Annotated in this window: 25 protein-coding genes and 1 riboswitch; of the genes, 11 read left to right on the forward strand and 14 right to left on the reverse strand. The window is 41.6% G+C overall.

Annotation, left to right across the window (positions count from 1 at the left end; genetic code table 11):
* Positions 1-23: 23 nt before the first annotated feature.
* The gene (locus CRO16_RS15030) at positions 24-539 is read right to left on the reverse strand and encodes a tetratricopeptide repeat protein (RefSeq protein WP_097057228.1); all 516 of its coding nucleotides are present in this window, start codon (positions 537-539) and stop codon (positions 24-26) included.
* A 165-nt stretch (positions 540-704) separates the two neighbouring features.
* On the opposite strand from CRO16_RS15030, the gene rpmH reads away from it, so the two are divergent.
* From rpmH to CRO16_RS15045, 3 genes are all read left to right on the forward strand, one after another.
* Complete coding sequence (gene rpmH, locus CRO16_RS15035; RefSeq protein ID WP_013071475.1) at positions 705-863, forward strand: 50S ribosomal protein L34; 159 nt, start codon at positions 705-707, stop codon at positions 861-863.
* A 103-nt stretch (positions 864-966) separates the two neighbouring features.
* Complete coding sequence (gene carB, locus CRO16_RS15040) at positions 967-3,819, forward strand: carbamoyl-phosphate synthase large subunit (RefSeq protein ID WP_097057229.1); 2,853 nt, start codon at positions 967-969, stop codon at positions 3,817-3,819.
* Positions 3,820-3,894: 75 nt separating this feature from the next.
* Complete coding sequence (locus CRO16_RS15045; RefSeq protein WP_097057230.1) at positions 3,895-4,287, forward strand: DUF423 domain-containing protein; 393 nt, start codon at positions 3,895-3,897, stop codon at positions 4,285-4,287.
* Between the two features lie 273 nt (positions 4,288-4,560).
* Here the strand turns inward: CRO16_RS15045 and tnpA are convergent, their stop codons facing one another.
* From tnpA to CRO16_RS15085, 8 genes are all read right to left on the reverse strand, one after another.
* On the reverse strand, positions 4,561-5,004 hold the full coding sequence (tnpA, locus tag CRO16_RS15050; protein WP_097057231.1) for an IS200/IS605 family transposase: 444 nt from the start codon (positions 5,002-5,004) through the stop codon (positions 4,561-4,563).
* 335 nt (positions 5,005-5,339) lie between these two features.
* Positions 5,340-6,290 (reverse strand): bile acid:sodium symporter family protein, encoded by a 951-nt coding sequence (locus CRO16_RS15055; protein WP_097057232.1) that lies wholly within the window; start codon positions 6,288-6,290, stop codon positions 5,340-5,342.
* Positions 6,291-6,836, reverse strand: coding sequence for an acyl-CoA thioesterase (locus CRO16_RS15060; RefSeq protein WP_097057233.1), 546 nt, complete (start codon positions 6,834-6,836; stop codon positions 6,291-6,293).
* Position 6,837: 1 nt separating this feature from the next.
* Positions 6,838-7,980: a serine hydrolase domain-containing protein gene (locus CRO16_RS15065; RefSeq protein WP_097057234.1), complete on the reverse strand. Its 1,143-nt coding sequence runs from the start codon at positions 7,978-7,980 to the stop codon at positions 6,838-6,840.
* Position 7,981: 1 nt separating this feature from the next.
* On the reverse strand, positions 7,982-9,289 hold the full coding sequence (gene rmuC, locus CRO16_RS15070; protein WP_097057235.1) for a DNA recombination protein RmuC: 1,308 nt from the start codon (positions 9,287-9,289) through the stop codon (positions 7,982-7,984).
* A 30-nt stretch (positions 9,290-9,319) separates the two neighbouring features.
* The gene (locus tag CRO16_RS15075; protein ID WP_317042537.1) at positions 9,320-10,036 is read right to left on the reverse strand and encodes an ABC transporter ATP-binding protein; all 717 of its coding nucleotides are present in this window, start codon (positions 10,034-10,036) and stop codon (positions 9,320-9,322) included.
* Between the two features lie 80 nt (positions 10,037-10,116).
* Entirely contained in the window at positions 10,117-11,148 is a 1,032-nt protein-coding gene (locus tag CRO16_RS15080) for a FecCD family ABC transporter permease (RefSeq protein ID WP_097057237.1), read from the reverse strand.
* A complete protein-coding gene (locus CRO16_RS15085; RefSeq protein ID WP_097057309.1) occupies positions 11,149-12,294 on the reverse strand; it encodes an ABC transporter substrate-binding protein in 1,146 nt (381 codons plus the stop codon).
* Positions 12,295-12,353: 59 nt separating this feature from the next.
* Positions 12,354-12,674: riboswitch (cobalamin riboswitch) on the forward strand.
* 32 nt (positions 12,675-12,706) lie between these two features.
* Between CRO16_RS15085 and CRO16_RS15090 the strand changes: the two genes are divergently transcribed.
* Both CRO16_RS15090 and CRO16_RS15095 read left to right on the forward strand, forming a co-directional pair.
* Positions 12,707-14,539, forward strand: coding sequence for a TonB-dependent receptor (locus tag CRO16_RS15090; RefSeq protein WP_143544559.1), 1,833 nt, complete (start codon positions 12,707-12,709; stop codon positions 14,537-14,539).
* Between the two features lie 2 nt (positions 14,540-14,541).
* The gene (locus CRO16_RS15095) at positions 14,542-15,609 is read left to right on the forward strand and encodes a DUF5074 domain-containing protein (RefSeq protein WP_097057238.1); all 1,068 of its coding nucleotides are present in this window, start codon (positions 14,542-14,544) and stop codon (positions 15,607-15,609) included.
* A 69-nt stretch (positions 15,610-15,678) separates the two neighbouring features.
* On the opposite strand, the gene CRO16_RS15100 is transcribed toward CRO16_RS15095, so the two are convergent.
* Both CRO16_RS15100 and CRO16_RS15105 read right to left on the reverse strand, forming a co-directional pair.
* Positions 15,679-17,187, reverse strand: a complete 1,509-nt coding sequence (locus CRO16_RS15100; RefSeq protein WP_097057239.1) for a S41 family peptidase — start codon at positions 17,185-17,187, stop codon at positions 15,679-15,681.
* Positions 17,188-17,263: 76 nt separating this feature from the next.
* The gene (locus CRO16_RS15105; RefSeq protein ID WP_097057240.1) at positions 17,264-18,715 is read right to left on the reverse strand and encodes a S41 family peptidase; all 1,452 of its coding nucleotides are present in this window, start codon (positions 18,713-18,715) and stop codon (positions 17,264-17,266) included.
* Positions 18,716-18,848: 133 nt separating this feature from the next.
* Here CRO16_RS15105 and CRO16_RS15110 point away from each other — a divergent pair, with 133 nt between their 5' ends.
* The 4 genes from CRO16_RS15110 to CRO16_RS15125 are packed head-to-tail and all read left to right on the forward strand — an operon-like array spanning position 18,849 to position 20,875.
* Positions 18,849-19,364, forward strand: a complete 516-nt coding sequence (locus CRO16_RS15110; protein WP_097057241.1) for an RNA polymerase sigma factor — start codon at positions 18,849-18,851, stop codon at positions 19,362-19,364.
* Positions 19,345-19,794 (forward strand): FecR family protein, encoded by a 450-nt coding sequence (locus tag CRO16_RS15115; RefSeq protein WP_097057242.1) that lies wholly within the window; start codon positions 19,345-19,347, stop codon positions 19,792-19,794. The genes CRO16_RS15110 and CRO16_RS15115 overlap by 20 nt, the downstream gene beginning before the upstream one ends.
* Positions 19,795-19,814: 20 nt before the next feature.
* Complete coding sequence (locus tag CRO16_RS15120) at positions 19,815-20,342, forward strand: DUF4252 domain-containing protein (protein ID WP_097057243.1); 528 nt, start codon at positions 19,815-19,817, stop codon at positions 20,340-20,342.
* Complete coding sequence (locus tag CRO16_RS15125; protein ID WP_097057244.1) at positions 20,342-20,875, forward strand: DUF4252 domain-containing protein; 534 nt, start codon at positions 20,342-20,344, stop codon at positions 20,873-20,875. The genes CRO16_RS15120 and CRO16_RS15125 overlap by 1 nt, the downstream gene beginning before the upstream one ends.
* 192 nt (positions 20,876-21,067) lie before the next feature.
* Here CRO16_RS15125 and purB read toward each other — a convergent pair whose 3' ends face one another.
* Positions 21,068-22,405 (reverse strand): adenylosuccinate lyase, encoded by a 1,338-nt coding sequence (purB, locus tag CRO16_RS15130; RefSeq protein WP_394341415.1) that lies wholly within the window; start codon positions 22,403-22,405, stop codon positions 21,068-21,070.
* A gap of 78 nt (positions 22,406-22,483) precedes the next feature.
* Positions 22,484-23,167: an SIR2 family NAD-dependent protein deacylase gene (locus CRO16_RS15135; protein WP_097057246.1), complete on the reverse strand. Its 684-nt coding sequence runs from the start codon at positions 23,165-23,167 to the stop codon at positions 22,484-22,486.
* Between the two features lie 92 nt (positions 23,168-23,259).
* On the opposite strand from CRO16_RS15135, the gene CRO16_RS15140 reads away from it, so the two are divergent.
* On the forward strand, positions 23,260-23,916 hold the full coding sequence (locus tag CRO16_RS15140; RefSeq protein ID WP_097057247.1) for a TrmH family RNA methyltransferase: 657 nt from the start codon (positions 23,260-23,262) through the stop codon (positions 23,914-23,916).
* 36 nt (positions 23,917-23,952) lie between these two features.
* Positions 23,953-24,480 (forward strand): SRPBCC family protein, encoded by a 528-nt coding sequence (locus CRO16_RS15145; protein ID WP_097057248.1) that lies wholly within the window; start codon positions 23,953-23,955, stop codon positions 24,478-24,480.
* Positions 24,481-24,686: 206 nt separating this feature from the next.
* On the opposite strand, the gene CRO16_RS15150 is transcribed toward CRO16_RS15145, so the two are convergent.
* Positions 24,687-25,445: a carboxypeptidase-like regulatory domain-containing protein gene (locus CRO16_RS15150; RefSeq protein ID WP_097057249.1), complete on the reverse strand. Its 759-nt coding sequence runs from the start codon at positions 25,443-25,445 to the stop codon at positions 24,687-24,689.
* Positions 25,446-25,477: the final 32 nt, after the last annotated feature.

The following is a 25,477-nucleotide window of genomic DNA, read 5'->3' on the forward strand; positions in this document are numbered from 1 at the left end:
TCCTACAAATGAAATCTTAAAAATTAGATCTTTTTCATTTGTTGTTTCATCATCTTGATCTGCTCATCAAGCATGTTGTGCTTATCAAGTTTTTTAGCTTCCTGCAGCAAGATTTGAGCTTCTCTTTTTCTTCGTTTGGTCATGGCAATTCCTGCAAGGTTAAGTTTGGCCATAGCCAAATCCTGCTTCATTGAAAGTCCCATCTTAACTGCTCTTTTAAAGAACTTTTCTGCTTGGGTGATATTGGTTTGGGAAACCATTAGTCCGTGAAGGTACCAGTAGTAACCCTGTTGTTTTTGGGTAAGAGCTTTTTCAGGATCTTTGATCTTATCAAGCCATTTTTTGGCTCCGGGGAAATCCTGCTTTCTAAGTCTCAGGAAAGCCATTAATATCATCTCATTTTTGTAATATAGAAAGACAAAGATTCCCGAAAGAAGCAAAATGAAGATGCCGTTCCCTATATTACCTTCAAAAAATTGCCAGATGGCCAGGATCACGAGGAGACCTGCGATGATTAATTTATAGACTTTATTGAACATTTGCTGTGAAATTTAAAGGCCGCAAAGGTAAGAAAAACAATTGGAAATTATTTCAAAAATGGGTTTGTGCAAGTAAAAACTCTTTGTATATTTGCCCGCAGTTTTAGGAGGAGGTCTTAGAACAATTTTTCAAAGCGATTTCAAAGAAGATTAAAGATAATTATCATGAAAAGAACGTTTCAACCATCAAAGAGGAAAAGAAAAAACAAGCACGGTTTCAGAGAACGTATGGCAAGTGTTAACGGAAGAAAAGTGCTGGCTCGTAGAAGAGCTAAAGGAAGAAAGAAGTTATCAGTTTCCTCTGAGAACAGGCATAAACACTAGATGATAATTCCCGAAAATATTAAAGGTGTTACTTTTTCAAGTAACGCCTTTTTTTATACCCTATAGGTTCCTATTTTTACAAACACCACGCAAATTTTTCCCAATGCCAAAGAATAAAGACCTTAAAAGCATTTTAATTATTGGATCGGGGCCCATCATTATTGGGCAGGCCTGTGAATTTGACTATTCCGGAACTCAGGCACTACGATCCCTACGAGAAGACGGCATCGAGACCATTCTTATTAACTCCAACCCTGCAACGATCATGACCGATCCTTCGATGGCCGATCATGTGTACTTAAAGCCGCTCAATACTAAATCGATCATCGAGATCCTTAAGAAACATCCGCAGATAGATGCCGTTCTCCCAACTATGGGTGGGCAAACTGCTCTTAACCTCTGTATTGAAGCCGACGAAAAAGGAATCTGGAAAGATTTTGATGTGAAGATCATCGGGGTGGATATAGATGCTATTAATATTACCGAAGACAGAGAAAAGTTCAAACAATTAATGGGACGAATCAATGTTCCCGTAGCCCCTGCACAAACAGCAACTTCTTTCCTTGAAGGTAAGGAGATCGCGCAGGAGTTTGGTTTTCCACTTGTAATTCGGGCTTCATTTACTCTTGGAGGTACAGGTGCTTCTTTTGTACATACTGAAGATCAATTCGATGAGATGCTTCAATACGGTCTGGAAGTCTCTCCTATTCACGAAGTACTTATCGATAAGGCTTTACTGGGGTGGAAGGAGTATGAATTAGAACTTTTACGGGATAAGAATGACAACGTTGTTATTATTTGTTCCATTGAAAATATGGATCCAATGGGGATCCACACCGGTGACTCCATTACAGTTGCGCCGGCAATGACCTTGAGCGATGTCACCTTCCAGAAAATGCGTGACCTGGCCATTAAGATGATGCGAAGCATTGGAGATTTTGCCGGGGGATGTAACGTGCAGTTCGCGGTGAGCCCAGATGATCAGGAAGACATTATTGCCGTAGAGATCAATCCAAGGGTTTCCCGTTCTTCGGCACTGGCATCTAAAGCAACCGGATATCCTATTGCTAAGATCGCTGCAAAACTGGCAATTGGCTATACTTTAGATGAGCTACATAACCAGATCACAAAATCTACTTCCGCGTTATTTGAGCCGACTCTTGATTACGTAATCGTTAAAATTCCGCGCTGGAACTTCGATAAATTTGAAGGCAGCGACCGTACTCTGGGTCTGCAGATGAAATCTGTAGGAGAGGTAATGGGAATTGGACGTTCTTTCCAGGAGGCACTTCACAAAGCCACCCAATCGCTGGAGATCAAAAGAAATGGACTTGGAGCCGATGGAAAAGGTTACACCAATTATGATGTGATCCTCGATAAATTGAAACATGCCAGCTGGGACAGGGTGTTTGTAATCTATGATGCCATTCAGTTAGGTATACCTCTGGCCAGAATTCACGAGATCACCAAGATTGACATGTGGTTCCTTAAGCAATATGAGGAACTGTATGCTCTGGAAGTTGAGATCTCCAAATACAATATTGATTCCCTGCCTAAAGATTTGCTTCTGGAGGCAAAGCAGAAAGGTTTCGCCGACAGGCAAATAGCTTATATGGTAGGTTGTCTGGAAAGCCAGGTGTACAAAAAAAGAGAAGAATTAGGCATTAACAGAATATACAAACTTGTAGATACCTGTGCCGCCGAATTTAAAGCGGAAACTCCTTATTACTATTCCACTTTTGAGGCCGATATTGAAACCAAAGAAGGGGTGAGGTATGTGGAGAATGACAGCAAGGTTTCAGATAAGAGGAAAATTGTAGTCCTGGGTTCCGGGCCTAACAGAATTGGACAGGGAATTGAATTCGATTACTGTTGTGTTCATGGGGTTCTTGCTGCCAAGGAGTGTGGTTATGAAACCATCATGATCAACTGTAATCCCGAAACGGTTTCAACTGATTTTGATGTTTCAGATAAACTTTATTTTGAACCTGTTTTTTGGGAGCATATTTATGACATCATTCGTCATGAAAAGCCCGAAGGAGTGATCGTGCAGCTGGGGGGACAAACCGCTCTTAAACTTGCTGAAAAACTTGATCGCTACGGAATTAAGATCCTCGGTACCAGCTATAAAGCTTTAGACCTTGCCGAAGATAGGGGTAGCTTCTCCAGATTGCTCCAGGAAAATGATATTCCTTATCCGGAATTCGGTGTGGCCGAAACCGCCGATGAAGCCCTGGCACTTGCCGATGAACTTGATTTTCCAATTCTGGTAAGGCCGTCTTATGTCTTAGGTGGACAGGGTATGAAGATCGTGATCAACAAAAAGGATCTGGAAGCCACTGTTGTTGATTTGCTTCGAAAGATCCCAAACAATAAACTGCTGCTTGACCATTATCTTGATGGAGCCATAGAGGCTGAAGCGGATGCAATCTGTGACGGGGAGAACGTTCAGATCATTGGGATCATGGAACACATAGAACCCTGCGGAATTCATTCCGGAGATTCTAATGCAGTATTGCCGCCATTCAACCTGGGAGACCTGGTGATGCAGCAAATAAAGGACCACACAAAAAAGATTGCTTTGGCCCTTAATACTGTTGGTCTGATCAATATTCAATTTGCCATCAAGGATGATAAAGTGTATATCATAGAAGCCAATCCGCGGGCTTCCAGAACAGTCCCTTTTATTGCTAAAGCGTACGGAGAGCCTTATGTTAATTATGCAACTAAGGTAATGCTTAGGGAAAAGAAAGTGACCGACTTTAAATTTAATCCGCAGCTTGAGGGTTATGCTATTAAACAGCCTGTCTTCTCCTTCAACAAATTTCCGAAGGTTAATAAACAGCTTGGTCCTGAAATGAAAAGTACGGGGGAAAGTATCTTGTTTATTGACAGCCTAAGAGATGATACCTTTTACGAGTTGTATTCCAGAAGGAAAATGTACCTGAGTAAATAGGTTCCAAAAAAGCTATATTTGAATGCCATCTGTTTAAGGTGGCATTCTTCTTTTAACAGAGAAAAAGTTGATCAAATGAAAGAATTCATCCTCATCATGGGCGGAGTATATGGTGCCCTCGCAGTAATTTTTGGTGCTTTTGGTGCTCACGCTCTTAAAAAGGTTCTTGATGTGGAGCAGCTGAAAAGTTTTGAGACCGGTGTAAAATACCAGATGTATCACGCTCTGCTGCTCATTCTGGTAGGAATTATTTTTCCTTTTACAGGGTTTTCTCAGAACCTCATGGGATGGTTTCTTTTGCTCGGAGTATTCTTCTTTTCCTTCAGCATCTATGGATTGGTTCTGAGTTCGGCAAAAGGTCGAAAAATGTCATTTTTGGGACCTGTTACTCCGTTGGGAGGATTGCTTCTGGTTATGGGCTGGATTCTGTTTGCAATTAATGTAGCTGCAATTGCTGAATTTCTTTGAAAAGATAAACCGTTAAAACGGTTTTTTGATATTACGTAAATTCTCTATACCCCGGGTTGAAACCCGGGGCTAAATTATCCTAAATAATTCGTTGAATATTTATATTCTAATTTAAATTTTTATGATGAAATAATAGAATTCATTTTTATTTCTCCGGCCCAAGGATCCTGCCTAATGTCCTGTTTTCAAGTCATAAAATCGGGAAATGATAATAGCCCCGGGTTTCAACCCGGGGACATCGAAGAGTATTATTTCATAATCGGTTTTAACCGATTATTCTTCCGGTTGTTGCTCGATTTTGTACAATTTTAAAAATTCTTTGTATTCCTCCTGAAAGGTCTTTTTCCTATGATGTTCTTTTTGGTTTTGGATATAGAGAAACACCTTCTCTACGGCAGATTCAGACACAGAGAATGCCGCATAACCTGTTTGGCAGGCGAACTTATCATTAGTTAAGTCGTTACTATTGATGTAATGGGAACTACTGCCTTTAATTTGTTTTATAACTTCAGCAATAGATTTTTGAGGACTTAGAAGGAATAGACAATGAATATGATCGGGCATCCCATTGACCATTTTTACCCTGCACCCTATTTCCTGAAATTCTTTTTTAATATAGTTATAAATCTCGGCCTCCACCGATTTTTCAATTAAAGGCCTTCGATCCTTTGTTGACCAGATTGCGTGGATCCAAATTTTGTTATAGGAATGAGGCATAGAATCTTGAAAATTAAAACCGTTAAAACGGTTTTTTATAATACATAAAATTACAACACCCCGGGTTGAAACCCGGGGCTAAAAAAACGTTATTATTTAATTCATTGAAAATAAATATAATATTCTGAATTTTCGATCAGACTCACCTCATTATCTAGTATGATTTACTCATTTTAGATGATAGCTTCTAAGGCAAGTTTAACCTACTCATATCAATTTGGTTTTTAACCAAATCAATAGTCCTAATTAGAAAATCATGAGAGAGAAAATAGCCCTGGGTTTTAACCCGGGGAGAAAAGTAGGCACGGCAGAACTGAAATGGTTTTAACCATTTCCTATTCAACCGGTCTGTTCCTGTATTTCTCCGCAAAAACAGCAACTACCAGCAACTGTAAGATGTGGTAAAGCATTATAGGTAGAAGGTATAATGCATTCGCCGCACTATTTCCGAAGATCACTTTCACCATCACCGACCCATGGACCAATGATTTCTTGGTGCCGCAAAATTTCGCTGCGATCTCGTCCTCTGTGTTCAGACCGATCAATTTAGAGGCAAATCCCAATCCAAAATAAATTACAAAGAAAAGCATAGAGACCATCAGCATTAATTTCAGCATGTCAGCAACTCCCACGCTGCTAAATAACTGTGTTGAAAAAGCTGTGCTGAAGCTGGAGTAAACAATGAGGATGATCACTGATTTATCGAAAAAGCTGATCTTTTTACTATGTTTCCGCGCGAGGTTACCCAGCCACCTTTGAAGAAACAGACCAATGATCAACGGCAAAATGATCTGTAGCATTAGCTTTTGCACAACGGCACCAAATTCAAAATCTGAAGTTGCAGCCATAAACATGCTCATCCATAGCGGTGTCGCCACAATTCCAATTAGTCCCGAAAGACTGGCATTAAAGATGGCAGTAGGTAAATTACCTCTTGCTAATGACACCATAACAACAGACGAACTCACTGTTGACGGCAAGGCTCCAAGGAAAAAAAGAGCCAGCCAGAGATTGGATGCTGTACCGGCTTCGAAAAATGGCAAAAAAGCGAGAGCCAGCAAAGGAAAAACCACAAAAGTGGTCAACTGAATGAGAATGTGAACCCGGTAATTATATAAACCTGCTTTAAATTCAGTCGGAGAAAGTTTTAATCCGTAGAAGAAAAAGATGAAGCCGATTCCTATATCAGTGATTGTTTTTAACGGCAGGACCTCCGGCCCTTGTGGAAAAAACCAGGCGACCAGGATCGAGAAAAGGAGTGCGGCTATAAATCCGTTAAATTTCACCTATTGCTCGATCTTTACGTTATCCAGTTCCTGTATGTGCAGGTATTCTTCATGAATAAAATCTGTCTCATTGAACTCTTTTTTACGCTTTGCTTTGTTCTCGTACCTCTTTATGCTTTTTGCAAAACGTCTTATCTCATCTTTAGATCTCAGAATAAGACCGGGTACTTTTAAAGATTTTCCTGTGGAGTCTTTTGCAACCATAGTGAAATAAGAGGAATTGCAGTGTTTGCAGGCCCCGGTCTGGATGTTTTCGGCTTCAACACGAATTCCAATGACCATGGAGCTGTTCCCAATATAATTTACAGAGGCTTTCATGGTCACCAGTTCTCCTATTTCTATGGGATTTAAAAAATCTACTGTGTCCACACTTGCTGTCACACAATAAACACCGGAATGCTTTGAGGCGCAGGCAAAGGCGATCTGGTCCAGCAGGGACAAAATATAACCTCCGTGAATTTTTCCATTGAAGTTTGAATGGGAGGGAAGCATGAGTTCAGAAATGGTAACCTGAGAATCGGCTACGGTTTTAAACTTGTCGGTCATTTTATAAATTTTGGTAAAGTAGGTTCATAAATTGTTCAATTTTGGAAGGTTCCAGCCAGCGCGTCACCACGACGAGGTTCTTTTTGCGATCAATGACTATAAAATTGCCCCCGAATCCCGCTGCATAGAATACATGGTCGGGAACATTTTCCCATTTCCGGTTCCCACGATTGAGCCACCACATATATCCGTAAGATGGATTAGCTTCTGAAGATTCCAATGCTTTTGCAATAATTTGAGAGGAAAGTAACTGTTCCCCGTCCCATTTCCCGGCATTCATGTACAGTAAACCAAATCTTGCCATATCTTCTGTACTGATGAACAAACCTCCACCCGAATGCCCGCCGCCACTTACTGACTGCATTTTAAGGCCATCAATGGTGACCCAGGAATTCTCATATCCATACCAGCGCCAGGTGGGCGAAGCATCAATAGGATCCATGATCTTCTCCTTAAGGACCTGAGGTAAAGGTTTTCTGAAGACGTTGAGCAGGGAATATGCCAGTACATTTACCCGCACATCATTGTATTCAAAGGAAGTGCCCGGCTCCTTTAATGCTCTGGCTCTCCATTGATCTATGTTCTGCTGCGAAGAAGGCCTGTCTGCCCAGTCAAAGCCACCCCACAATTGTCCGCTCCAGTCCGAGGTTTGATGCAGCAAATGTTCCCAGGTGATCTTGCTGTTATGGGGCCCCTCAAAAGTGCCATCCCAAACATATTTTTCTACCGGGTCTTCTACATCGGTTATAAAGCCGGCGTCCAGGGCCAGAAGGGCAGTGGTAGCAAGGAAGCTTTTGGTCACGCTAAAGGTCATGTCCACCCGTTTTGTGTCTCCCCATTGCGCTATGATATATCCATCTTTGAGGACTATTCCGGCAGGGCCGCCACGTCGTTTTGTGGGACCGAGGAGCTCGTGGTAAGGTTCGTGTTCAAAACCTTTTAAAACTGCCTGTCGCAGGTCTTTAGATTCTGAATACTCATTATTTTGTGCAAATTCGACCGCTTTAGAGACATCAATATTATATTCAGAAGCAGGTTTTTCTGCCCATGTTCCTGCCTCCGGGAAGTAAATTTCCTGTGCGGCAGCCGGAGTAAATAAAAAGCTGGAAAAATAGAAAAAACCTAAAGTGTAAATTTTCTTCATTCTAATTCAATTGATTTTCCTCCCCATTTGCCTGGGAAAGCCATTTTTGCGAAAGTTTTTGTTTGGGAGAGATCCCGAGTGCTTCCAGTTGGTCAATATCCTTGATAAGATTTTGTTGCCCCGTAAGCTTTTTCATTGCCCCATCGTAAGCTGAGGTGGTTGATTTCAGCCTGTTCCCTACAATTTCCAGTTCGTCCAGCAGTAATTTGAACTTATGATAAAGCGAAGCCGCATGATTTGCGATCTCCAGGGCATTTTGCTGTTGTTTTTCATTGCTCCATAAGGTATCTATAGTTCTCAGAACAGATAGCAAGGTGGTGGGGCTTACCAGTAAAATATTCTTTTGAAAGGCGGTATAGAAAAAGGAGTTATCAAGATTTTGCGCCAGGTATAGAGCGGGTTCTACGGGTATGAACATCAGAACAAAATCCGGAGATTGCATTTTATAGAGGTCCTCATATTTCTTCGAACTCAAATCCTGAATATGTGAATTAAGCGAGCGCAGATGCTCCTTTAAAAATTTTTGACGCTGGTCTTCATTTTCTTCGTTAATATATTTTTCATATGCCACGAGTGACACCTTGGAATCAATGACCATGCGCTTATCTCCGGGGAGATGCAGCACCACATCTGGCAGGAGTTTTTTTCCATCTTCAGTTTGATGAGACTGCTGTACAAAATATTCCCTGTCTTTGGCCAACCCCGATTTCTCCAGCACGCGCTCCAGGATCAATTCTCCCCAGTTTCCCTGGGTCTTATTTTCCCCTTTTAGCGCTCTGGTAAGGTTATTGGCCTCTTCACTTATTTTGATATTTTGCTCATGCAAATGCTGAAGTTGTTGTCCTAAAGCCGCATGCCGCTCGATAAAATCATTGGAATTCTTCTCCACCTTCTCCTCAAAAGTCTTTATTTTCTCCTGAAGCGGGTGCAGGATCTGTGCAATATTCTCTTTGTTTATGGAGGTGAATTTTTCCGATTTCTGCTCTAAAATTCTATTTGCGAGGTTTTCAAATTCCTTGCTGAATTTCTCCTGAAGTCTCTCCAGATCCAATTTTTGTTCTTCGAGCTTTTGCTGAAGATTTTTGTATTCTAAATTTCGTTCGGTTAATTGGGTGCTTAAAAGGTCTTTTGTATTCCTTATTTCCTCACGCTCTTTACAGGCATCCAAAAATTGCTGATTGAGCTGATTATTTTTTTCTGAAAGCAGATTCTGAAGGCTTTTACTTCTAAGGCCCGAAAGAAAATATCCCAAGAAGCCGCCAAATATCAGAATAGAGAAGGAGAGGGCGATGAGGCTAAATTCGGTCATGAGCAGGAGGTTTGCTCAAAGATAGTATTTTCAGGTTTTTATTCTGAAGGTTTCCGTCACGGGATCGAAAACAATAAGGTCTGAAGGAAAGATGCTCTCAAAATGGCCTTTTTGAATGAGCTGTTTCGGCACATCCTGAATCACTTGTGAGGGTTTCATAAGAATGATCTTATCACAAAGCTGTAAGGCCAGATTGATCTCATGAGTGGCAAAAATAATGGCTTTCCCGGTCTGTTGGCTAAGTTGCTTTAAAAGTTTTAGCACCTGCGCCTTGTGGTACATATCCAGGTGGGAGGTGGGTTCATCAAGGATCATCATTTTGGTGTCCTGTGCCAGAGCCCGGGCAATAAGTACTTTTTGCAGCTGACCGTCACTAAGTTCATAACACTTTTTGTTATGCAGGTCTTCAATGTTCACTAGAGCCAGCGCCTTTTTTACCATTTTTCGATCTTCAGCACTCAATGTACCTATCCAGTTGGTATAAGGCTGTCTTCCAAGAGCTACCAATTCGGCTACGCTGAGGTTCTTGGATAAAGGCTGTTCTGTAAGCACCAGGCTTATGAGCCTGGCCAGCTGTTGCGGCCGAATATCTTCACGAGCTTCAGTGTTTATAAGGATCTTTCCCAAAAGCGCAGGTTGTATTCCTGAAATGGTTCTCAAAAAAGTGGATTTTCCCACCCCGTTAATTCCAATCACAGCAGTGAGTTCCCCTTCAGCAACATCAATATCAATACCTGAAGCTACCACTGTTTCCAGTTGCTTTTTCCTGTACCCGATCCTGAGAGATTCGGTCTTTAGAATGATATTTTTTATTGTTGTTCCTATGGCTAAAAGATGAATTTCCGTTTCCTTACCAGCAGCCAGATCACTACCGGCGCTCCTATTAGGGAAGTTATGGCATTTATAGGTAAGGTATGTTCGCTACCGGGTAATTGAGCAACAATATCGCAGAGCAGCATCAAAATTGCTCCGCCAAAAATGACTGCAGGAAGAAGGATCTTGTGATCGTTTCCCGGCACCACCTGTCTTATCAAATGTGGAACTGCCAGGCCCACAAAAGCAATGGGGCCGGCAAACGCGGTGATGCTTCCGGCCAGGAGGCTCGTAGAAATGATCAACAGCGCCCGGTTATGGCCAATGTTCATGCCAAGGCTTCGGGCGTATTGCTCCCCCAACAGGAGAGAATTCAGATTTTTAATGCTGAAAAGTGCAATGGCAATTCCGGAGGTCCAGAAAATACTAAGTACCCCCAGCTCAGTCCAGGAAAGATCGCCCACACTTCCGTAGGACCAGAAGACATATTGCTGCAGTTGTGCCGCCGGACTGAAATATGCCAGTACACTTACCACCGCCGAACTCAAACTGGCAAACATTAACCCAATGATAAGAATGGCCATGGTGTCTTTTAATCTAACTGAAGCCAGCATCACGGCCAGGAGTACCAGTAGACTTCCCAAACTTGAAGCCAATACCAATCCCCAGCTTGAAAAAAGCACGCTACCTGCGAGTCCGCCGAAAAGAGAGGCACCCATAAGCACTAAAGCCACACCCAGACTGGCGCCACTGCTTAAACCCAGAACATAAGGTCCTGCCAATGGATTTCGAAACATGGTTTGCATCAGCATTCCGCTAACCGCCAGGCCCGAACCTGCCAAAACCGATGTAAGCGCCTTAGGGATCCTGTATTCCATAATGATATATTGCCAGTTGCTATTTTCGGCTTCCGAGGAAAAAAGAACTGTAAGCACTTCCATGAATGGAATATTCACCGATCCCAGACTTATATTCAAAAACCAGGCGGCTACTGTACAAAGCAACAGTACGAGGAGGCTGATGATATAAGGACGGGAGTTTTGCAACTATTCGAGGGGTTTGTAAAAGGTGGTTTTATAGTCGGGGAGCAGTTGAGGATGAAAAATGGAAATTAGATCCTTCAACACAAGATCGGGCCGGTTAGGAGCGAGTTCATAGAAAATAACTCCGCCGGTTTCCCCTTTTTCGCTGGCAAAGGTGAAAATATTCTGATCCTGAAATGCCTGGAACTGCCGGTAATGAGGAGAAGCCTCCTGCAATTCTTGATAAGCCGTGAACTGTGCCGGTCCTACCCAAAAATCGGCTTTTGCGGCTTCGGCCAACACTGCTTCAAGAGATAACGAAAGGCTTCCGGTGCCTTCGGTATCCTCAAAAAGGTAATCTGCATTGGCATCTTCAATAAAAATGGCCTGCCAGGAATTCCCTGCCGGTAAATACCATTGATCCTTGTACATGGCGCCGGCCATAACCGTTGGTCGTTTATCTGCTTTTGCCGCCAAAGATTTTGCTTTGAGATACTCCTGTTCTACCTCTTCGAAAAAGGCATTTGCAGCCTCCATTTTTCCGAAGAAGGCGCCAAAGAATTTGATCCACTCCACTTTTCCTAAAGGAGAACTTTCGGTCCAGTCTGCATTGAAGACAACAGGAATTCCGCTTTTTTGGAGGGTGTTGAGGCTTTTGTTGCTGCCATCAATGGAGAAACCAATCACCACATCTGGCCGGAGGTTCAAAAGAGTCTCTGTATTCAAAGCTTCATTTTTGCCGAGTTCTTTGATCTTGCCGTCCGCGATCAGGTTTCGGGTTTTTTCTGAAGAAATGTAGTCCAGGCCTGGAAAACCAATGAGGGTACTTTCCACACCGAGAATTTCCAAAGAGGGAATATGAGTGGTGGAGGTAACAACAACATGTTCCACCGGCACCTGGATCTTTTGATCGAATTTTACATTTTCCGGCACTTCTGCATCTGCTTCAGCGAGTAAATATCTGTAGGAACGATCGGCATTAGGCCATGGGTTTTCAACGGTGACAATGGAATAGTCACCGAAATCCACAATGGAAAGTCCGCTGGCATATTTGATCTCAATTTCTTTTCCGCCAGAGATCACCAATGGTTTTTTTCGTTTTTCATCGGTCTTACAACCAAGCAGGTGAAAAGCGAGCAGAAGGAAAAGGATGTGAGAGAAATGTTTCATTGCCGAATCAAAAGTAAGATTATTTAAATTTTTGGGAGTGGGATTAATTGAAATTGTTACTTTCGTATTGAAATTTTGGTTCGAGTTTTTCTGAAATATCTTCAGAATTAAACAGCTCGATTAAAAGGGAATCAGGGGAAGTTAGAAATAAGAAGTACGAAGTACGAATTATTTTAACTTCCGAAGCGATCTCAAAGTGCAATTTCTAATTTCGTACTTCTAAGATCATACTTCAAACAAGCCTGAGCTGTTCCCGCAACTGTAAGCTTAGTCCGCCGCGGCGGATGCCTTTTGTACACTTCATACCACTGTTCTGTTAAGGATGGGAAGGTTAACAAAAGGACGCAAGCCAGGAGACCTGCCAATTTTCTATCAATTAAAACCTTTAGGCTTTCGGGAAAAAAGCCTGCGGATGATGAAAAAAAACGTCTATTACCTATTAGTTTTTGTACTGCTGCAGGCCTTCCCGGCTCATGCACAACTAGAATCCCTGCAACAATTGCCCGAGGTGATCTTAAGTGATATTCATCTTCACCGCAGCTCTTCTACCAATCATGTGCAGGTGCTAAAGGATTCTGTGCTGGATCAAAATCAGCCGGCATTGACATCGGTTCTAAAATTCAATTCTCCGCTTTACTTTAGAGAAAATGGTCCGGGAATGGTGGCATCGGCATCTTTTCGGGGCACAACTGCTTCTCAAACAGCTGTGATCTGGAATGGGATCAATATCAATTCGCAGTTTAACGGGCAAACAGATTTTAATACGGTACTCACTTCGGGCTTTGATGAAGTAGCGATAAGATCGGGTGGAGGGAGCGTACTCTATGGAAGTGGCGCCATTGGAGGAAGTATACATCTCAACAACCGCTTTAGGTTCAATCGCGGACTTCAGAATAAAATTCAGTTAAGATATGGCAGTTTTGACACCCGTTACGGCAGCCTCGATTCGGAATATTCAAATGAAGATCTCAGCTTGCAGCTTGCTGTGGCGCGACATCAAAGCGATAATGATTTTCCTTATCCTGAATCTGATAAGATCAATGACAATGGAGATTTTAGCAATGATCAGCTCTCTCTATCTATTGGGTACTTAATTGATCAAAACAATACTCTTAAATTCTACACCAACTATTTTGATGGAGACCGCGGTTTTTCAGGAACTCTGACTGCAGGTTCAAAGTCGAAATATGAAGACAGGAACTCCCGTAATCTGGTGGAGTGGAATAGCTATTTTAGAAACTTTAAATCGAATGTTCGCCTCGCTTACCTGGATGAACATTACAAGTATTTTGAAAACCGGGAAAGAGATAACTTCAGCTACGGAAGAGCTAAAACCGGTATAATAAAATATGACCTCAGGTATAATTTGTCTTCAAAGGCAGGGATCACCGGAATTTTGGAATACCAGAATTCGAGAGGGGAAGGCAGTAATTTTTCCGGGATCAACGAACGGAATATGGGTTCTGCGGGATTGCTTTTTATCCACGACCTTTCTCCGCTGAAGTATGAAATAAGCGCAAGAGCAGAATTTTCAGATAAATACAATTCTCCTTTGTTGTTTTCGGCAGGGGCAACTTATTCTTTTACCGATTTTTATTCAGTAAAGCTGAATGTCTCCCGCAATTACCGCATCCCCACTTTTAATGATCTCTTTTGGTATTCCGGAGGGAATCTGGACCTTAAACCGGAAAAATCCCTGCAGGCAGAGCTAGGTCAAAATCTGCATTTTTCAAATCTTAATTTCAGTCTTACGGGATTTATTATCAACACCCGGGATCTCTTGCGCTGGGTGCCTTCTTCGGGAGGACTCTGGCTTCCCGAAAACACTAAAAAAGCCCTGAATTACGGGTTTGAATCAACAGCCGACTGGCAGATAAAAATTCAAGAGCATAAGATCAGTTTTTCAGGAACTTACGCTTTTACAAAAGCCATGGACCAAAGCTCAGACAAGACCTTGATCTATGTGCCTATGCACAAGGGCACTGCATCTGCAGGTTATGAGATCAAAAACTTTTCCACCTACCTGCAAATCCTGTATAACGGAGAGGTTTTTACCTCCTCGGATAATCACTATACCCTTCCCGGTTATACCCTGAGCAATCTCGGTTTCAATTATAATTTTTTGAAGGACCGGGTGCAGCTGGGATTGGTCGTTCAAAACATATTTGACCAAGAATATCAAAGTATGCCGTCCCGACCTATGCCGGGACGCTCCATTCAAAGTTCACTAACCTTTAATTTTTAATTATGCATTCCAAACATTTAATTTACTTCTGCCTCTGTGCTCTGTTATTTAGCGCCTGCGATAACAATGATGATTCACTTCCGGATCCTGAAGGTCCCGTTACCTTTGAAAATGGGATCTTTGTGCTTAATGAGGGAAATTTTCAACAGGGAAATTCCTCTGTAACCTATGTAGATCCTGCTGCGGGAGTGGTGTCTCACAATATCTTTGAAGGTGTAAACAAAGTTCCCATGGGAGACACCGCAACAGATTTAGCCTTTTTTGAAGATCACGGCTTTATAGTATTAAACGTATCGAATACGATCGAGATCGTGGATCCTGTTACTTTTGAAAGTATAGCTACAATTGATTCTGACTTACATAACCCACGAAAAATAGCATTTTCTGAGAGAATGCTGTACGTGACCAATTGGGGAGAAGGTAGCGATACCACAGATGATTATGTGGCTGTATTTGACACACAAAATTTTGAACTTCTCACTAAAATTCCTGTAGCTGAAGGGCCTGAGGATATTTTATCCTTCAACGGCAATATTTTTGTCGCTCACGGCGGAGGCTGGAATTTCAATAACAAGATTAGTGTCATCACCGGAACTGAAGTTAACAAGGTGATTGAGGTGGGAGAGGTGCCAAACGGTATCGCAGCTGCAGATGGATCATTGTGGGTTTCTTCTGCCGGTCTTCCAGACTATGCCGGAGAAACCGCTGGTAGCATTAGCAAAATTGACTTGGGCTCACTAACGGTAGAAAAAACCTTTAGTTTTCCGGATGCCGGTCAACATCCTGCTAACATGAGCCACTACAATGGAGATATTTATTTTACACTGAGGGATGAGGTTTTCAGTTTTTCTACTTCTGCCTCAGAACTACCGACTATTTCAGCTTTTCCAATAGAAGAGGTGGCATATCTTTATGGTTTCAATATTCATGAGGGCAAAGCTTATGCGGCCTCAGCAAGTCCCGACTTCACCGGTAACGGAAAGCTATTTATCTACGACCTTGCAGGTGGAAATCTTGTTGGCCAGTATGATACAGGAATAAACCCTAACGGAATTTTCTTCAACGACTAGCACAAGCAATCTTTAAAAATAAAAAATCCCGCAATTGCGGGATTTTTTATTTTTAAAATTTTGAACAATTTAATTTTGAGGGAAAGAAAGCGGCACATTCTTAAGTCCCTCATTTTGGGTGATGAACCAACCTTTTTCATCTTGCTTAGCTATTTTACGGAAATTTAAACCTGAATCTGTCGGCTGTTTTTTAACCGCCGAAGATTGAGGGGCAACTCCTGTAATTGCCTGGATAGTTCTGGCAAGAAGAGGTTCATCCAATTCTCCTAATTGTCCCAGGTTACCGATGCTTTCATCTTTTTCTATATCCGGAGTAAGTCCTCCAACGAAATCGGTAAAGCCTACAGCATTTGCATACTTATAGATCAAAGGTTGTATGGCGTATTTATGATTTGGGTTGATACCTTCCTTATTGAAAAAACCATTGGAATCATAAACAGTAACCGAACCCTGGAATTTTCCTCCCGTGTTTTGCCCCACATGAATAACATCTATGTAAGGTTCTAAAGCAATGAGGAAACTTTCACTTGCAGAATAGCTCCTGTCAGTTTCAATCACATAAACTCTATCAAGATATAAGCTGTTAATAGCCTGCTCGGTACTAACTTCTGCATCAAAACGGTTGTATATGGCTTCCGGGTCATTCTTTTTCCAGTAATCCATCCAGTTGTCGTTCCATAACTGCTGAGTTAAAATTTGTCCTTCAAACTGCCCGGTTACCATACTGGCCAAATCGGCTGAGAATTCAGAATATCCCCCGCTGTTATACCGCAGGTCTACGATTAATTCATCAATGTTTTCTGATTTGAACTTTGCGAAGACGTCGTTTAATTTTACGTCATCAACACCAAATTCACCCAGGAAAGTAGAAAGGTATAAATACCCGATTTTCACTCCGTTTACGGTAAATACTTTATCAACTGCTATGGGTTTTTCCTTAAAGACTGTTTTAGTAACATTAATTGGATCTCCGTTAGCTACCAAAGCACCATCCTTTATGGTTGATCTTCCCAATTCTAACATTTCGGAATTAAAAATGGACTGGTAATTACTGACAGTCATTTCTGTTCCATTCACTTTGGAAATAAGATCTCCTCGTTTTAAACCTGCAATGTCGGCAGGCCCTTCGGGAGAAACAAATATGACATATGCCAGTACTTTTGTATCACTGTTAGGGGCATAGACGAAGCCATATTTAAAACCTGCAGATTTACTGGAACCCGCCAGGTAACTTTCCAGCTCTGAATAATCATCTACAATCCAGCTAAATTTGTCTAAATTTTTATAGACCAAACCATTGTAAAAAAGGTCTTCAGGATCATCCCATTTTAAGAGATAATCATTTAGCTCTGTTTGGGTACTGAAATAGTCGTCAGCAAGCTGTGGGATATTGGATTTATACAGGTAAATGTCGTTCATGCCTTTCCAGATAAAATCATTTATCTCAAGCATTTTCTTTTCCTCGGCGGTCTGCTCTACTACAACTTCTACTTCTTCAACTTCATTGATATCATCATCCTTGGAACAGGATGTCAACATCACTCCTAAAAGGAGCACCGGCATAAAAAATTTCTTCATTTCAAAAATTTATTTTTAATAGGTTCTAAATCTACTGTAAACCAAGTTTATGGCAAAACCTTTTCTTAAATAATTGTTAATCGACTACAGGTTGTGTGTTTTTTGGTAAATGATCACTTGTGTACATTTTTTGATAGAGTGCATCATCCATACCACTTTCTCCAAAAATGATAAATAACTTATTTTTAACTCTTGTATCTAAGGGTTGAGTTCCTGCTATTATAGCAAGAGCTGCAGCCAATAAGGGTTCGTTTGGATCTCCAAGAACTCCCAGATCACTTATATTTTCACTTATTTCAACATCAGGAATAAGTCCCTCGCTATAATCGGTCACCCCATCGGCATTTGCTGTTTTATAAATAAGGGGTTGCACTGCGTAGGTATGGCCGGTGTTGACCTTGTTTCTTCGGAAGGTGGGAGAGTCATAAAGAGTGGTAGAGGCCTGGAATTTGCCTGTGGTGTTTTCTCCTACTTGTACTACTTCTATATAAGGTTTTAGTCCATTGATAAGCAACTCACTGGCCGATGCAGTACGTAAAGTTGTAATGAAATATACTTTATTTAAATTCAGGCTGTTGATCAGTGCACCTGAATTAGTGCGATCGTTAAAACGGTTGACCAGGCTTTCAGGATCTGTGGTCTCTAAGTAGGTCTGCAGCTCTTCATTCCACAGCTCTTTATAAAATACTTCTCCCTTAAACTGGCCCGTGATCATGCTGGCAAGGTCGCTGGCGCTTTCAACAGATCCGCCGCTGTTGTAACGCAGATCGACAATAAGATGGGTAATTCCTTCAGATTTAAACATCGAAAAGGTTTCATTAAGTACATCATCAAAAGTGCCGGTAAAACCGTTATACATCAAATAGCCCACTTTCCCTGAAGCCGTGGGAATAGTGGTCGCTATATAGACAGGATTACTAGTATATTCTACTTTTTTTAAAGTAACGGTTTCCCCGGTTGAGCTTATTACATCGCCGTTAATTTCTGCCAGGCCTATAGTGTATGTGGCAGGTTCCAGCAAGCGGGAGAAATTTTCAGCAGTTAATTGTTCTCCATCGACGGTATTGAAAAGATCACCTCTTTTTATACCCTGTGCTTCAGCCGAAGTGTTTGGCATAACATACCTCACATATCCCAGAACTTCCTGCGAAGTGGAAGTATATCTTAACAGGCCAAATTGCATTCCGTTGGAAAGAGTGATCCCGTCAAGAGATCGTTCCAAAGCATGATAATCTTCGACTAAAAAGCTGAATTCATCATGAGGGGCCACCAGGCCATTATAAAAAAGATCCCGGGGCGAGGAAAAACTATTCAGGAATTCATTTAGTTCCGACTGATTAGCAAAGCGATCATTGGCCAGTGCGGGCACATCTGCCTTATAGAGATAGGTGTCATTCATAGCTCTCCAGATAAAATTCTTTATATCCAGGTCGGTGCTGGGGCGGATTACATCATCAAGATCATCCTGGCAGCCGGTGAAAAAGAAGAGCAGGAGGAGGCCGAAGATCAGTTTGTGGGCAGATTTCATAGCTTTACAGGGTTTTGAAATCACTAAATTTAGGTGGAATAAAGAAATTTTGAAATTAATTGGTAACAAAATTGATTTACATCCGTCGTAAGGGTAAGAGGCAGTAAAAAACCTCCCGCTAACCAACAATCAAATGAAACAGCATACTTTCATAAGCCTTATGAAACCGGTGCAGGACAAGATGTACAGACTTGCATTACGTCTCCTGGTTTCGAAAGAGGCGGCCGAAGATGCAACGCAGGAAGTGATGCTCAAATTGTGGAGCCGAAAGGAACAGTTGAGTTCTTATAATAATGTTGAGGCTTTTGCCATGACCGTTACCAAGAACCACTGTCTTGATCAACTTAAGCTCAAGCAGAACAACAATCTGAGGATCGTGCACAACAATTACGAGTGTGGGGAATCTTCGTTGCAGCACAAGGTTGAGGTGCAGGATGATCTTAACTGGGTACAGAAGATCATTGCAGGGCTGCCCGAGCAACAGAAAATATTAATACAACTTAGGGAAGTGGAGCAGTACGAGTATGAAGAAATTGCCAAGATGACCCAAATGAATGAAACGGCTATACGGGTTGCTTTGAGCCGGGCCCGAAAAAAAATAAGAGAAGAAATGACTAAAAGACATCGCTATGGAATCACGAGTAATTGAATCCCTTCTGGATAAGTATTTTGAGGCAGAAACCTCGGGAGCAGAAGAAGCTCAACTAAAAACCTACTTCACCTCGGGAGAAGTGGCACCTCACCTGCAGCAGTATATTCCAGTATTCTGCTACTTTGAGCAGGCAGGGAAAGAAAATTTGACCAAAGAAGTAACCTATGCCCCTAAAAATATATTTGAGGAAAGTCGTAGAAAGGTTTATTCCTGGGTGGCTATAGCGGCCTCCATAGTGATCCTTCTCGGGGTAGTAGTTCAGCAGGAGAACCAGGTAAGTGAATATGGCACTTATGAAGATCCTGAACTGGCCATGCAAAAAACCATGGAAGCCCTTGAAATGATGTCTGTTTATATGAATTCAGGCACCGATGAGCTTGGATACATCGAAGAATTTAATAGTACCAAAGATAAAATTGTTAAGTAAAATCAAAAAATAAAGAACCCATGAAAAAATTGACCTTAGCCTTACTGGCATTAATATTACCCTTTCTTGCATCTGCACAGAATTTCGATAAATATGAGAACATGAAAGAGGTAGACGCAGTAGTAGTCACGAGCAAAATGTTCAAGCTACTTACCAAAATAGATCTAAATGCAGATGATCCGGAAACTCAGGCCTATATTGATCTTATTGAAAATCTGCAGGAAATGAGAGTACTGTCTTCCACACAGGACGGGGTGCGTAAACAAATGGCAACAGATGTGGCCGCATACCTTAAAACCGGAAAAATGGAAGAGCTTATGAGAGTTTCTGAAGGCGACAAGACAGTGAAGTTCTACTACAAACCCGGCAAAAATGATGATTATGTGAGCCAGTTGTTCATGTTTATGGAAGGCCGGGAGAAGAACAAGCCTCTATCTGTGATCCTAAATATAACCGGGGAGATCAATCTTGCACAGGTTTCTAAACTCGCCAATGATTTTAAGATCCCGGGGGGAAATGAATTGAAGAATGTTGAAACCAAACAGTGATGAAAAAAGCAGTTTTAATGCTGGTACTAATAGCTCTTGGGGTTGTTTCCTGTAAAAATGAAACAACCCTTCAGGAGTATTATGTAGAGAACCAGAACAGTCAGCAGTATTTAGCTTTTGACCTGCCTGCCAGTTTGTTGACCGGGGATAACTCAAAACTGAATGCTGAACAGAAAGCTACCCTTGAAACCATTAAAAAGGTGAATGTACTTGGATTTCCTTTAAAAGACGGGAACAAGGAGTTTTATGAAGCTGAAAAAGCTAAATTGACCGAGATCCTTAAATCTGATAAATATCAGCAGCTTATGCGCTATGGCGGCGGAAACCGAAAAGCCGAGTTGTACTATTTAGGTGAGGAAGACGCCATAGATGAATTGATTATTTTTGGCAGTGATGATGAAAAAGGCTTCGGAATTGCCCGCGTAACCGGAAATGACATGAATCCTGAAGCTATGATAAGACTGCTTAAGTCTTTCGAAAAAGGAGAATTGGATGTAGCAGGTTTACCGGACCTGGATGGTTTTCTGGATTAAAAATAAAGAGGCTCAAAAATGATGTTTTTGAGCCTCTTTATTTTATTCAAGATTCAAGATTCAAGATTCAAGATTCAAGATTCAAGATTCAAGATTCAAGATTCAAGATTCAAGATTCAGAATTCAGAATTTTTCCCACACATTCATATCAACTTACTACTCATTACTGATCACTGACCACTGAATACTTGATTATATTCCCGTATAATTCTGCGGACTAATTTGCCTGAGTTCTTCCTTTATTTCTTCTGAAACTTCCAAGCTTCCAATAAATTCTGATATGCTGTCACGATTTATTTTCTCGTTGGTACGGGTAAGGCCTTTTAAAGCTTCATACGGGTTTGGATAACCTTCGCGTCTAAGAATGGTTTGAATGGCTTCGGCCACTACCGCCCAGTTATCTTCAAGATCGGCATCGAGTTTGGCTTCATTCAGTAACAGCTTATTAAGGCCTTTAAGGGTAGATGAAAATCCGATCAAGGTATGACCAAAAGGCACCCCTATAGTTCTTAGGACTGTACTGTCTGTTAGATCCCGTTGTAACCTACTAACCGGTAATTTAGCCGAAAGGTGCTCAAAAAGGGCATTTGCTATGCCCAGGTTCCCTTCACTGTTCTCAAAATCGATGGGATTCACCTTGTGGGGCATCGCCGAGGATCCCACTTCTCCTTTTTTGATCTTTTGCTTGAAATAATCCATGGAGACGTAAGACCAAATGTCTCTATCCAGGTCAAGAATTATAGTGTTAATACGTTTTAGAGCATCAAAAAGCGAAGCCATATGGTCATAGTGTTCAATTTGGGTAGTAGGAAAAGAATGATAAAGTCCTAGAGAACCCTCAACAAAATCCTTTCCGAAGAGCTTCCAGTTTACCTTGGGATATGCTACTTTATGAGCATTGAAATTACCTGTTGCGCCACCAAATTTAGCTGCATTGGGAATATCCTGCAGGTATTTTAACTGTTCCTTTAATCTTACTACAAAGACTTTGATCTCTTTTCCCAAACGGGTAGGGGAGGCAGGCTGGCCATGTGTTCTGGCCAGCATAGGGATTTCCTTCCAGTCGGTGGCCAATTGTTCCAGCTTTTCCAAAAGGTCATTCAATGCAGGATTATAAACATCTTCCAGAGCTTCTTTTATACTTAAAGGAACTGCCGTATTATTGATATCCTGTGAGGTAAGGCCAAAATGAATGAATTCCTTGAATTGCGACAGGTTTAACTTGTCGAACCTGTCTTTGATAAAATATTCAACAGCCTTAACGTCGTGATTTGTGGTTTTTTCGATCTCTTTAATTTCCAAAGCATCCTCTGTGGAAAAGTTGCTGTAGATCTTACGCAGTTCAGCAAACTTGGATTCCTGCATTTGTTTTAGCTGTGGTAGGCCGAGCTCACAAAGAGAAATGAAATATTCTATTTCTACCCGCACCCTGTATTTTATAAGGGCTTGTTCGCTAAAGTATTCGGCAAGCTGCCGGGTCTTGGAAATATATCTACCGTCAATGGGCGAAATTGCCTGGAGAGAAGTCATGAAAATCTGTTTCAGAAATTAAAGGCTAAAGATACATTTTTCAGGGGTACTCAAAAAGGCATTTTTTCCTGAAGTTTTTCAGGCTTTTTCGAGCAACTCCTGCACCACCCGCGGCACACCTACTGATGCTTTTTCAGCATAAATCTTTAGATTTTTAGATTCAGCGACAGAGGGTTTGGGGTCGATAAAATAAATAGGAATCCCTTCAGGAGCAAGGTCCAGTAGTCCGGCGGCGGGATAAACCTGCATGGAGGTGCCAATGATCATAAGGACATCTGCCTGGAAAGTAATGTCCATGGCGGGCTCCATCATAGGAACAGCCTCTCCAAACCACACCACATGTGGCCTAAGCTGGAAATTGTTTTCGCAAAAATCTCCGGGATTCAGGTCATCCTCCCAATCCATAATAAGCTCACCGTTAAAAGTACTGCGGACTTTCTTAAGCTCCCCGTGAAGGTGGATTACATTGCTGCTGCCTGCTTTTTCATGTAGATCATCAACATTTTGGGTAATGATATAAACTTCATATTTTTCCTCAAGATCTTTTAAAGCCTTATGTGCATCATTGGGAGAAACCTCCTTTAACTGTCTTCGGCGTTTGTTGTAAAAATCAAGTACCAGTTCCATATTGCGTTCCCAACCCATTGGAGAAGCAACTTCCATCACATCATGTCCTTCCCAGAGGCCATCGGCATCCCTAAAGGTGCTAATTCCGCTTTCTGCACTAATACCTGCTCCCGTAAGTACAACAACTTTTTTCATACATGTCAATTTGATGCATAAAATAAGTAGTTTTTACGGAATTTCATAGGCCTCATTGAATTGTTATCGGGAGGATTGTCTAATTTCGCCACATGAATGAGAACCGGAAATTACTCGAGTACCTCGAATCATTTCTTACCGAAAGCAGAAAGGAACTTTTTAAAATAGTCCTCTCCCAGCGCACAAATCACTTTACGGTGGCCACCCAGGATGTTTATCAATTACATAATACCAGTGCGGTGATTCGCAGTTGTGATGTTTTTGGCGTTCAGAATGTACATGTGGTGGAAGAGGTGAATCTCAAGAAGATCGACAGGGAAATCGCAATGGGTGCTCAAAAATGGGTGGATATTAACCGGTATACTTCAACAGAAGATTGTATTGACACATTGAGAAATGAAGGCTATAGGATCATAGCGACCTCGCCTCATAAAGGAATCATGCTTCAGGATTTCGATATTTCCAGGCCTGCAGCCCTGTTCTTTGGTAGGGAAACTGAAGGTCTTTCAGAAGAAGTACTGGAAGAGGCGGATGAATTTTTGCAGATTCCCATGGTGGGATTTACCGAAAGTTTGAATATCTCGGTTTCTGCAGCTATTATTCTTCAGGATGTAACTGCCCGATTACGAAGGAGTGAGATCAACTGGCAGCTTTCCGAAGAAGAGCAAATTTTTAAACGATTAGACTGGGCAAAGAAAAATTTAAAAAATTCCGCCGAAATCATCAGCCGTTTTGAGGCATCACGATAAAATTATTTACATTTAGGTCCCCTATGTGAAATTTGCATGACACTTTTCTTTTACATCATTATTGGCCTCATCACTTTTGTTGCGTTCCTCCATGCCTGGGCAAAAAAGGAATATAACTTTAGCAGAACCGTGGTCATAAACAGGCCTAAGGCTGAAGTTTATGCTTTTATAAGACAGTTGAAAAAACAACCTCTCTGGATGCCGTGGTTCTTAAATGATCCCGGGGTGGTTTTAAAATTTAAGGGAGAAGACGGTAAAGTTGGCGCTTCTGCTTATTGGAAAGGTAGCAACAACGTGGAGGGGATCGAGAAGATCGTAAAGGTAAAGGAAGGAAAAGTTTTTGAAACCCAGTTACTATTCATAAAACCCTATAAATCTCTTTCTCTTTGCTATATGGCGGTCAAGGAGGTGGAGCCTAATCGCACAAAAATGGTATGGGGTGTAAAAGGAGTACATAAATTTCCTGCGTCGGTGCTGATGCTTTTTTACGGAATGGATCGCGCTTTGGGAAAAGACTTTGAAACAGGTTTGTACAACCTAAAAATTCACCTGGAGAGAAAATAACTCATTAAAGCACCAAATCAAAAATTCCAAATTCCAACTTTTCAATTACAAATTCCGGGAAGGTCTGGATAAAAGTTATTTAAATTCTATCTGTTGACGTCACTTTAACCACTTTCAGGGTAGAAAATTAATAGCTGGTAAATAGTCAAAAAAAAAGCCGAAAATTCACATTTTCGGCTCCTGTAAATTTCAAAGTTCTTTCTGCTTTACCTGTTCAGAACCTTGTATTCCTCATAGCAACCACTCATGGCGTCCAGTATCTGCAGGTCGTTAGCCGTTTTTATGAAATCGGTTGAATAATCACACCTGCGAAGCACTTCATCGATATCCATCCTGTTTATACCAAGCACAGCCATTAAGGTTTGCCTGTCGAACTTAGTAGCCAGCAGGCGGCGTATCTCGTCATCCTGTTTCATCTCCCTAAGCTTTTTCATTTGTTGAGGTTGCTTTCCGAAAATATTATACAAAGCGTCTGCCGGATTAAAAACAGCCCCCAATACTCTCGAAACCGCATTAGGACTGTAATCTCCACCTTCATAGCCTTGATTCAATCCGGAAATACTGTAGCGGTAATTCTCATAAATAGGAATATTCTTGGCATCGATCTCCAGATATCCTGTCAACTGAACGGGACTCACAGTAACTTCTTCCAGGGCAATCCCGAGTTCGGTCATTTTTACTTTTACCTCTCCAAACTTAAGCCAGTCATTGGTGACTCTTACCCGTATGGATTTAAAACCCAGGTAAGAAAAATAAAGGGTGTCATTGACCTGCGCCTTAATTTCGAAATCTCCTGTCGCAGAGGACACCGCACCAATCACCTGGTTGAGGTTCACAATGTGAGCATTCTCAATGGGAAGGTCATTCGCGGCGTTAAGTACCTTTCCTTTTACTACAGTAGGTTGTTCCTGGCTAAATGCCATAAAACCCAGGAGTAGGAAAAGGGGAGCTAAAAGTTTTTTCATGCTGTGATCTAAGCTATTTACGTACTAGGAAA

This window comes from Salinimicrobium sediminis (assembly GCF_900215295.1).
Classification (GTDB): Bacteria; Bacteroidota; Bacteroidia; order Flavobacteriales; family Flavobacteriaceae; genus Salinimicrobium; species Salinimicrobium sediminis.